The sequence below is a fragment of the Deltaproteobacteria bacterium genome, assembly GCA_023382265.1.
Lineage (GTDB): Bacteria > JAMCPX01 > JAMCPX01 > JAMCPX01 > JAMCPX01 > JAMCPX01.
On record JAMCPX010000058.1, the window covers coordinates 35,301 to 45,697 of the forward strand.

Here is a 10,397-nt window from a genome sequence, read left to right on the forward strand (position 1 = left end):
TGTCCTACTGATATATCCACCTTCCCCAATCGATTTGCTAATAGATATCTACAAACATCTTTAATATTTCACCCCATTTGTTTTAATTTTATTAGTTATTGAATATTCTCTGCCGGATTTTGTATCTACCAGTATAAGAGAATCTCTATCACCAATGAGTATTACATCAGCTCCAGTTAAATTACCTATAATCTTTGCAAATTGTATTCTATCATTCTGTATTTTACTTTTATCCAAGTCAGAAAGTGAACTCTTTATTAAATTATCATTAACCACACTTATTCTTATCTTTGCTAATTTAGCTTTTAATTTCGCTATCAGCGCAGTCACATCAGATGTTGTTGAAACTGGCGGTAATATAGCAATTCTTTCATAATGTTTTGTAGCAATGATGTTTAATAATCTTTTTGTAATGATATTAATATTCTCATTCATACCTGATACTTGTTTCAGTAATTTTTCGAAAGCTTTACTCATTGCCTCACCAATAACTTTTGAATAACCGTTATTAATGGTATTAATATAGTCTAATAATCCGATACAGTATGCTGGTACACTGCTTGGCTCTGAGGAATCTTGCGAAGTAAAGTCTTCTATAACTTCAGAATTTTCTGGATCTATCACCTGTAATTCATATTCAACTGATGCATCAATAGTAATAGATCCTGTAAGATTTTCATCTTGACTATAATGTGCTGTAACGCTGGAATAAGGAATCAAAATATAATCATAATCGTTTTTGTTTTTAATCTGTGCGATATCTCCGTACATATCAACACTATCAAATAGATTGGACAAATCTTGGGCAAATAGCTCCGCATTGGCAGTACCTACTTTACTGCCAAATGGTATATTCCATTTAATATTACCACCTACTTCATTTGTATTGCAAACAGACTCTGTAACTAATGTATCATTGTAAACAGCATCTTTAAACTTGTTTGTAATAATAAGAGCAATCCTATAAGGAAGCCTTTCATCTAAAGGTATATTCTCTGAAAAAGTAATCTGTGGTATAATTGGTGTAACAGTACATGAAATAGATAAAATATTTAGGAATAATAGTAACAATAAAACTCTTTTTTTAAAAAACAACCTATTAAAACTGTTATGCATAATATTTACAACACTAATCGACACTTTTACTCCTTTTTGCTGAGCATATAATCAAATGTTCTTTTTTCTCCTTTTTTAACATTTAGTATGTCCCATATAGTTTTATATCCTTGCTTCTCGATAATGATACCATGTGATCCATTCTCTAAAGCTACAGTAAGAGGGGTTGTCCCTTTGGCTTTTCGGTCTATCTTGACCAATGCACCTGAGGGTGAGGATTTTATCGTGAAAGAGAGCAATTTTAATTGATTATTTGGCTTTTCTACCAATGAAGTTGACACCTTTGCAGCAAACCAATAACCACTATGACCAGCGGTATCTGTGTAATTCCCCCGTATAGATTTGAAATCTGATGTAATATTTCCATTAAACGTATCTAAATTAAACCAACCTCGGCCTTTTAAACGTTTATAACTTGTACCCCTTAAAATAATCCGACTATTACCCTGTATTTGCCCCTGTAAATTTTCTTTTACACCTTGGTAATATATATCTCCATAAATGTTGTTCTCCTTTCGATTAAGATAAATAACTCCAGGAATATTCCCAACCCTTGTATTCCATTTTCCGGTGAGATCGCTTGCAGTAGCTGGCTGAACATAAGACTGCGTCGTTGTTCCACTTCGGACGGCTGGTTGAACTGTAGAAAATAAGTTTGTTAGATTAGCATCGCTATATGCGGGGAAATACTTGTTTATAATCAAATAATTTAATGATAGATATAAAATAGCGGGAATCGCTATCAACATTGCTATAGTTGGTACGTGATCAAAAGTATCTTGCCTCATTTACCCTCCTTCTGAAAGGTTTCTATTTAAATCCTATCCATTGAATGAATGTTCTACAAACAACATTATTCCTCTCTGTAAATTGTCGCTATTATTATGGAAATATTATCCTCACCGCCATTATCCTTTGCTTTTAACAAAAGCTTATCTATCGGAGTCTCTCCAGTTAAAATCTGTTCTATTTCATCATCCGGTACCATTTTTGTTAAACCATCACTACACACAATTAAAATATCTTCGTTTAATACTTTACCACCAATGGGTGCGAAATCAATAAAGAATTTCTCCCCTCCTCCAAAAGAATTAATAAGAAGACTTGAATCTATAACTTTATTGCCTATGACCTCAGATAATGAGTGATCCTTTGATATTTGCATGAGATTTCCTCTGCGAAATCTATAAAGTCGACTATCGCCCACATTCATATAAAAAGCCTTATCTTCATAGAACAATACACCAATAAAGGTTGACCCCATACCTTTTTTTGTTAAATCATTATTCCCTTCATTTAACATAAAGTTGTGTATCTCTTTTGCCCAGCCAGTAATTACTTGTTTTATCTCCAGCTCGCTTAATTTCATGTCCAGCGTATTAAACTTCTCCGCCATCTTCTTCAAAACAATATCACTTGCAATCTCGCCAGCATTATGTCCACCCATGCCATCTGCAATTGCTATAATGTATTTTTTAACATTACCTATATCAATTTCGATTTGCTCGCTGTTATCTCTGAAAATATGATCTCCTATTAATATCATATCTTCATTATGGTCTCTTACACAGCCTTTATCACTCACAGCGGAAATCTTTAATTGCATTAATTATATCCTTCTTGTGCCAGTTTTTCCTATCATAAATATCTGTACATAAAACTCTATTTTATCCGCAATCAATAAAAGTGATTTATCTTTCAATATTTGCGGTTGATTGGGTGTTAATAAAACATTATTGTATTTGGTTCCGAATGTTGAGTCCATGTCAATACATATCCAACCATTTTTAGGATCATAGTTGATTTGCAAATGTTTTCCTGAGACGTATTGATATTGGCCAAATACGTCAACAAACCGCCCAGTTGTCCGGCCAATTATATCTCCATTCTCTACCCTCAAATCCAACCCAAGATTATTATTTATTAAATGTAATTCATTTGTCTTTAAATTCACCGGTGAAGCTGCTGGATTGTTTAAGGGAGGGGATACCGGATTAATTGGAGTTGGATTAATTGCAGACACATTGTTATTTACCCATAGAGGAGATTGAACATTACCCCCTTTATCTTTCTTAGAGACCAAAGCTGTTCCATCAGATGTACAAACTTTCCCCTTCCCGGGTTTACCACATTTGGGACATATAAATATCTCCCTACCACATTGATCGCAGTATATTGAATTATCTTCTATATCACTTTTACAAAATGGACAAATCATAATATTTACCATAAAAATCAATTACATACTAAATTGCTCCATGAGCTTTTAATAAATTTATCATATCGATATGCTTATTCTCTGTAGCAAACATTAAAGCTGTAAAGCCATCGTTGCTCTTTACATTTATATCTGCACCTTTCTCTAAAGCAGTTTGTAATACAGGTAAATTCCCTTCTTTTGCAGCTCCCAACAAAACATCATCTAAATCCATTTTTTATCTCCTTTTATTTCATATTATCTTATGATTGCGAGAATTTTTTAGTCACTCTCATCGTTATCTTCATCATTGTCATTTTCATATTCCTCTTCATTGTTATTTCCTACCAATACTTTTATTGCTCCTGAATCTTTTAATAACTTTACAACTAATGTATGACCTTTATCAGAAGCAAACTCTAAAGCACTTGAACCACCATTACTTTTTTCATTCACGACTGCACCCTTTTCTATTAGTAGTTTCACTACATCGGCATAACCACTGTCAGAAGCAATCATTAAAGCTGTAGAACCAATGTTGTTCTTTGCATTTACATCTACTCCTTTTGCTATCAAAAGATTGGCTAACTCTGCATTCCCACCCACTGCAGCATGCATCAAAACTGTATCACCACCGTTGCTCTTTACATTTACATCTGCTCCTTTTGCTATCAAAAGATTGGCTAACTCTGCATTCCCTTTCGCTGCAGCATAAAATAAAGCTGTAAAGCCATCGTTCGTTCTCGCATTTACATCTATTCCCTTTTCTATCAATAAATTGGATATCTCTGCATACCCTTCCTGTGCAGCATCAAATAAAGCTGTAGAAGCATTATTTGCTCTTGCATTTACATCTGCTCCTTTTGCTATCAAAAGATTGGCTACCTCTGCATTCCCATTTACTGCAGCAGCCATTAAAGCTGTAGAACCATTGTTGTTCTTTGCATTTACATCTGCTCCTTTTGCTATCAAAAGATTGACTAACTCTGCATTCCCACCCACAGCGGCACCCATTAAAACTGTAATACCAGTGTTGTTCTTTGCATTTACATCTGCTCCTTTTGCTATCAAAAGATTGGCTAACTCTACATGCCCATTTACTGCAGCAGCCATTAAAGCTGTAGAACCATCATTTGCTCTTGCATTTACATCTGCTCCTTTTGATATCATAAAGTTAGCTACTTCTGCATGTGCATATCCTGCAGCAAACGTTAAAGCTGTAGAACCGTCATTTGTCCTTGCATTTACATCTGCTCCTTTTGATATCATAAGATTGGCTACCTGTGTAAGTCCACCCTGAGCTGCAGCCATTAAAACTGTAAAATCATCGTTCTGCATTATATTTACATCTGCACCTTTCTCTATTAAAAGATTGGCTATCTCTGCATGCCCATTCGCTGCAGCAACCATTAAAGCTGTAGAACCATTATTTGCTCTTGCATTTATATCTGCTCCTTTGTCTATTAAAAGATTGGCTACCTCTGCATCCCCGTCCTGCACAGCATACATTAAAACTGTCTCACCATTGTTGTTTTTTGCATTTACATCTGCACCTTTTGCTATCAAAAGATTGACTAACTCTGTAAGTCCGCCCTGTGCAGCACCCATTAAAACTGTAATACCAATATTGTTCTTTGCATATACATCTGCTCCTTTCTCTATTAAAAGATCGGCTATCTCTGCATGCCCATTCGCTGCAGCAATCATTAAAGCTGTAGAACCATTGTTGTTCTTTGCATTTACTTCTACACCTTTATTTAAAGCAGTTTGTAGTATAGGTAAATTCCCTTCTTTTGCTGCTTCTAATAAAATCTCATTTAAATCCATACCTTTTACCTCCTAAGTATTTATCGACTTGAAATCATCCCGTTGAATTGTGTCGCGTATCTCAGAGCTTATTTTCTCTTTTTGCATTAGTTCTGCAATTCTTGCCGCTTGATTCTGAATTACAGTTTCAAATAAATTTCTCACAGTCCTGCCATTGGCAAATTTCTTATCCCTATTTTCATGCATCTTCAGAAATACAGAATCTAAAAAGGTGTCTGTATCAGGAGTAAGTCCCATCCCCTTCGATCTAGCCATCGATATGAATATAGCCTTCAATTCTTGAGGGGTATAATCTTCAAAGTTAATATATTTTGTAAATCTTGAAGGAAGTCCTGGATTAGCACTAATAAAATCATCCATCTCCTCGCTATATCCCGCGGCAATTACAATAAACTTGCCTCTATCATCCTCCATCCTCTTCAGAAGGATATCTATAGCTTCCTCCCCAAAATCTGTTCCATCACTTTTAGGAGTAAGGGTGTAAGCCTCATCAATAAATAGTACACCACCTATGGCGTTATCTATTACCCTGTTAGTTTTAGGCGCTGTTTGACCTACATATTCAGCTACAAGTCCTGATCTATCCACCTCAATAAGTTGCCCTCTTGATAAAAGCCCCATTGCTTTAAAAATATCAGCTAAAATCCTTGCTACAGTCGTTTTGCCTGTTCCAGGATTACCCTTAAAAACAAAGTGCAGGTTCAAAACGGTCCCTTTCCCACCATCAGCTACTCTTTCTTTTTCAACAGTGATATAGTTTATAAGGTTCTTCACTTCTTGTTTAACAGTATTAAGCCCTATAAGATTGTCTAACGTCTTTAATGCTTCTTCAACTGTTACCTTCTTATCTTTTTCATAAGTTTTTGGAATGTCTTCAGCCTTGATTAACAATAATTCTTCTTTTTCATAATTAACCTTTTCCACTAATCGTTTCGACAGTAATTTTTTACATTCATCAAAAATATTCCTGACTTCTCTCCCATTTGCAAAGTTTTTATCTCTTCGCAAATACATAGCACTAAAAATATCTTTAAGTTTATCCTCTGCCTTATCTTCAACCTTATATTTATCACTTTCAGCCATTTTTTTAAATATAGCCAGCATCTCATCCGCATTGTAATCATTCAAATGGAACTGCCTATTAAATCGCGATTTCAGCCCGGGATTGGCGTTTATAAAATTATCCATTTCTTTTGGATATCCGGCAGCAACTACAATAAATTTTCCTCGGTCATTCTCCATTCTTGTTAAAAGCGTGTCGATTGCCTCTTTGCCGAAAGAATCATTAACCCCTTCAGGGGCCAATGTATATGCTTCATCGATAAATAAAATACCACCCATTGCTTCATTTATTTTATCATTAGTTTTTCCCGCTGTCTGACCAACATACCCGGCAACAAGGTCCTTTCTTTCTGCACCAATCACCTGGCCCCTATCTAATAAACCGATTGCCTGAAATAATTCCCCAAGCTTACTAACAATAGTAGTCTTTCCTGTCCCTGGATTGCCGGTTATTACAATATGTATTGCAGGCTTTGATGTAGAACCGATAATCTTGGACCTATCTTCTTCAATTCTAATACTTGAAAATAAATCCCTTATATCTCTTTTGATATCTTCCATCCCAATCAAGGAATCGACTTCCTTTATAATATCTTCAATACTTTTCTCTTCCGGTATTTTACCCTTAATGTCTGCGGGAATTATAATATTATCATCGTTGGCGCCTTCAGATATTCTTTGATAGTAATTACTTATTATATCATCAACGATTTTAAGTACAAGCCGTGCATTACTAAAGGATGTATCCTTTGTTTTTACTAAATATTTAAACAATCTTTTTAATTGTTTCTCAGCATCAGGATTTAAATTGAATTTTTGTTTCATTAATTCTTTTTCTGCAATCTGAAACATTTCATCAGGATTGAAATCCGGAATCTGGAATATGTACTTAAACTTACTTTTTGCGCTTGGGTTCTCATTGAGATATTCATTTAATCCCTTTGGCAAACCAGCAAGCATAACAATGGGATCGTATCCTGATTTGTCCATTTCCGTGAAGAGTTTATCCAACGGATTTATCTCACTTGAATAGCCAGCGGGTAGTAATTTTTGCACGTTGTCAATAAAGAGAATCCCACCTTTTGCCTTGCCATAATTGGTTTCAAAATCTTTGGCAAATTTCGAGTAATCTACCGCGTCCACCATTACTGCATCTTCCTTTGCAGTAATCCCATATTTATAAAAAACTCGGCATAATATCTCACCGATTTTACTCTTACTTGTTCCAGTGTTACCTATAATGATCGTATGAAGATTTACTTTCGGAACACTTTGACCATCCTTTTTCTTTTTCGTCATTGATTGGGCAATATTAATAATTTTTTGAATCTGTTGTTTTATATCATCTAATCCAACAAGATCTTCCAAGTTGAAAGAAGATTTAGCTATTTTAGCACCGCAATACTTACAGTATTGCGCATTATCTCTGTTGTCCGCGTTACATTTTTCACATTTGATAGACATTGTTTTATTGCCTTTTACATCTTCTTTAAGTCCAAAGTTATAGGAGTATTTGTTATCACAGATTTCAAAGCTTCTTGATCAAAAGTACCATTATATTCGAGTAAAGAAGCTGGGAAATAGCCTAATGCATTAATTTCATTATGTTTATATTTCATTAAGAAGAAACTACCTGCAACAGCGCTTGATGCCAGTAAAATATTTCCTACAAACAAAGGTAATAAAAATGCTATTACCATATATATCAAGAGTATAGGCAGAAAAAACCCCAATGCTGCTCCCGCCTTAGGATGTCCTTTACGATCTCCTAAATATCCACCGAGAATTGTTCCAACAAGCGATGTAATAAGGATTATGGCGGAAATACTGTTTGAATGAACATTCTGCCATTGGTCATTATTTAAGAAAAACAGGAATTGATGAATAAATAATATAGATGTTATACCTACTATACATAGAGCTAAGATTGTATAATAAGTAGTAGTGTACCATGTATTTATACTTTTTCTTCTGTTGTTTTCTTTTTCTATATCCTTTTTAAGTTCTTGTACTGCATTGTCATATTTTACTACTAACTCATCCGATGAATAAAGAGCTCTGATTTTATTCAGTATATCTTTTTGTTTACCGAAATCACCCGTATTAATAATACCCTTATATCCCTTAATCAGATAATTTTTATACGTTTCATATAGATCTTTGGATAAAAGTCCCTCGTTGAATCCGGTATTTACCAACGACTTAAAATTGTCCCAGTGATAATCCGGAGTTGCGTTAGCTTGCATGGTATATCCTATAAGTGATGCAAAAACTTCCTTGTTTATGTTATGTAAATTCTTCTGTACATATTCCTTTAGGATATTCAGATAATCTGTGTTTTGATAATTTGTTAACCAAAAGTTAGCCTCTTCAACGAAAATAGAATTGGTGGATGCTTCTTGCAGAAAATCTTTATCTGAAAGTTTTGCTTCAAACCGGGTCTTAAACTGATCTAAGTTCGCTGCTTCTATTATAAGATGGAATGGGCTTATTTCTTCCAGCGCATAAGATAGCGTTACGTTATTATGTCTTCCGAGCTTTCTCCACTTGTCAATATTCCCTCTTATATTAGTAAATTGCTCTAACCAAAGAGATAATTTTGAATCCAGGTTTTCAAGTTGATTGGCAAATTTTGTCTTTATTGCATCTTCTGATAAAATTATGTCTTCCGGCTTAAAAAATACAAAATTATCGATTTTAAACTTCTCTTTGCCCTGTAGTTCCAACACTATTGTATTAAATGCTTTATCTGGATTAAAAGCTTTTATATACTTTCTGAAAGTATCGGCTAGATCTTTGTGCCCTCTTGCTTCTAAATAAATATATAAATCGGTATTTTGATTTTTTGTTAGTGCCGATTTATAATATGATGATTCCTTTTCTATATTATCTCCTATTTCTTCACCATTCTTACATTCAACACCAGTAAATGTAGTGAAATTCTTATACGGGTCTAATGTAAAAATAGCTTTGATCAATCCAGCAGTTTCATCCTTTGGATATTCATCTTCAACAATACTTCTGATTGCTACATGGAGTGATTGTACAGTCTCCGCCCATTTCTGTATGGTACCTTTATAAAGATGTTTCTTACCTTGTTCGGGATATTCCTCTAATAATTTTGCTAAATCGGCTGGATCATTTACGACGACTTCTTCTCCATTTATAACTCCAAAATGGAAATCTCCGTATTTAACTTCGACGATTTTATAATATACGGGGACATACTCTCCGTTTAGCCACTTCTCTACTTCTGTATAAGACCATCTCTTTGTAGGTTCCACCGTTATTAATCCCTTAATTAGATTCTTTAAATCTTCCGGCATATCATCAGGTATATCTACTTTACCTTCTGACTTAGCTCTCATTATTGAAAGCTCATTCAATTCTTGGAATGGTTCTTCTCCGGACCATATATGTATCAACGTCATTCCTAATGCATAATAATCTAATTCTTTACTAATAATGGTTTTGCCGTCTACCGCCTGATAAAGTTCCGGAGCAGCATAAATTGCGGTCCTCGCTTGACCGGTCATATGTTTCGACATCCCGTCTTCAAGCATTGAAGAAATGCCGAAATCGCCAATCAACACATCTGTACCATCTGCATTCTTGAAAAAGATGTTCTCAGGCTTTATATCTCTGTGGACTATCCCTTTTGAATGACAATATTTTAATGCATTAACGATTTCTTTTACTATTTGTTTTATTCCATTAATGTCCGTGATGGGCAAGTATTTATATTTTTCATTGTCTGTTTTATCCATGAGATTGCCGCCTGCAGCATACTCCATGACTTCGTAAAACCTATCTCCGTACCAACCATAATCTTCAAGATCTACAATATCCTCATGATGTAATCCTTTCAGTTGAGATAAAATAGTTTCCTTGGGCCTGAAATTGGGATAATAGTATTTAAAGACAAAGTTTTGATTATTTTTCTCTAACAAATATATTTCGGCTTCACCCGTGGATTTAGCGATAACTTTTACTATATTATAGTTTTGATTATTAAGGGTTATCCCCTCACCTGGCTTGCTATCCATACCCGCAGAAATAATCTGGGACTGAGAACTAGCAGGTATTACTCCCGACGATATTTTTCCATCCGAAGATGTGACCCCGGACGAGATTACCGAGCCATCTGCACGAGTAGTTTTGTTAGGTTTATCTACCATATTTACCCTCTCTGTTT

Annotated in this window: 8 protein-coding genes; all 8 read right to left on the minus strand. The window is 34.8% G+C overall.

Annotated elements, in window-relative coordinates:
* Positions 1 to 60: 60 nt before the first annotated feature.
* The 8 genes from M1381_10875 to M1381_10910 all read right to left on the minus strand — a co-directional run bounded on the left by M1381_10875 (position 61) and on the right by M1381_10910 (position 10,380).
* Positions 61 to 1,140, minus strand: a complete 1,080-nt coding sequence (locus M1381_10875; protein ID MCL4479577.1) for a hypothetical protein — start codon at positions 1,138 to 1,140, stop codon at positions 61 to 63.
* Between the two features lie 2 nt (positions 1,141 to 1,142).
* Positions 1,143 to 1,904 carry a PEGA domain-containing protein gene (locus M1381_10880; protein MCL4479578.1) on the minus strand — a complete coding sequence of 254 codons (762 nt, stop codon included), beginning with the start codon at positions 1,902 to 1,904 and terminating at the stop codon, positions 1,143 to 1,145.
* Between the two features lie 65 nt (positions 1,905 to 1,969).
* On the minus strand, positions 1,970 to 2,722 hold the full coding sequence (locus M1381_10885; GenBank protein ID MCL4479579.1) for a protein phosphatase 2C domain-containing protein: 753 nt from the start codon (positions 2,720 to 2,722) through the stop codon (positions 1,970 to 1,972).
* A gap of 3 nt (positions 2,723 to 2,725) precedes the next feature.
* Positions 2,726 to 3,346 (minus strand): FHA domain-containing protein, encoded by a 621-nt coding sequence (locus M1381_10890; GenBank protein MCL4479580.1) that lies wholly within the window; start codon positions 3,344 to 3,346, stop codon positions 2,726 to 2,728.
* Between the two features lie 16 nt (positions 3,347 to 3,362).
* Entirely contained in the window at positions 3,363 to 3,548 is a 186-nt protein-coding gene (locus M1381_10895; protein MCL4479581.1) for an ankyrin repeat domain-containing protein, read from the minus strand.
* A gap of 47 nt (positions 3,549 to 3,595) precedes the next feature.
* Positions 3,596 to 5,140, minus strand: a complete 1,545-nt coding sequence (locus M1381_10900; protein MCL4479582.1) for an ankyrin repeat domain-containing protein — start codon at positions 5,138 to 5,140, stop codon at positions 3,596 to 3,598.
* A gap of 12 nt (positions 5,141 to 5,152) precedes the next feature.
* Positions 5,153 to 7,570, minus strand: coding sequence for an AAA family ATPase (locus tag M1381_10905; protein MCL4479583.1), 2,418 nt, complete (start codon positions 7,568 to 7,570; stop codon positions 5,153 to 5,155).
* Positions 7,571 to 7,680: 110 nt separating this feature from the next.
* The gene (locus M1381_10910) at positions 7,681 to 10,380 is read right to left on the minus strand and encodes a protein kinase (GenBank protein MCL4479584.1); all 2,700 of its coding nucleotides are present in this window, start codon (positions 10,378 to 10,380) and stop codon (positions 7,681 to 7,683) included.
* Positions 10,381 to 10,397: the final 17 nt, after the last annotated feature.